Annotated in this window: 1 protein-coding gene and 1 pseudogene; one reads left to right on the forward strand and one right to left on the reverse strand. The window is 51.2% G+C overall.

What is annotated here, in order from left to right:
- On the reverse strand, positions 1 to 215 hold a 215-nt coding region (locus tag HT737_RS31515; RefSeq protein WP_220459618.1), incomplete at its 3' end, for a hypothetical protein.
- 207 nt (positions 216 to 422) lie between these two features.
- On the opposite strand from HT737_RS31515, the pseudogene HT737_RS32970 reads away from it, so the two are divergent.
- Positions 423 to 536, forward strand: a pseudogene (locus tag HT737_RS32970) (hypothetical protein); the annotation flags it as partial.
- Positions 537 to 546: the final 10 nt, after the last annotated feature.

The following is a 546-nucleotide window of genomic DNA, read 5'->3' on the forward strand; positions in this document are numbered from 1 at the left end:
CGGCGTTTAGTACCAAGCTGAAAGTCAATTCCGGTCGAACACATCCCCACGGTCAACCTTCTTCCCAGAAGCCCTTCACCGAAAAAAGCGGGAACGACCCCTCGATGGTTTCCAGGTAAATCTTGCGCCAGCACAGCCTTTGAATGAATGCAAAGGGTGCTGCGAAGACCACTTACTCTGACCGAACCAACCTGCAAATTGATCAGGATCTTCACCCCGGGCCCAGAACCTCTGCCCTCGATGTGTTGCCTGTCCTCCTAAGTACCTACCTGCCAGCCCAAGCGCGCCAACTTAATAGCGCTTCAAACTGGCTGCTTTGTTCCAGTCGGGTTCTTTGTTCGACCAATGGTGGTCGACATTACTGGAACGTTTTAACGTTGCACGGTTCTTATCCGTGTCATTTGTAGGAACACCTAATAACTATGTCTACTCAAATCCAGACTCAGGATGCCATTCGCACCCTAACCAACGCTTTTGCCCCAATGAACTGCCTGATCATGGCCGCTCGCAAAGGCTGCTTCAGCTTCACCGTGGTCAAATGAAWCA

Source organism: Pseudomonas sp. MD195_PC81_125 (genome assembly GCF_014060985.1).
In the GTDB taxonomy this organism is placed as follows: Bacteria; Pseudomonadota; Gammaproteobacteria; order Pseudomonadales; family Pseudomonadaceae; genus Aquipseudomonas; species Aquipseudomonas parakoreensis.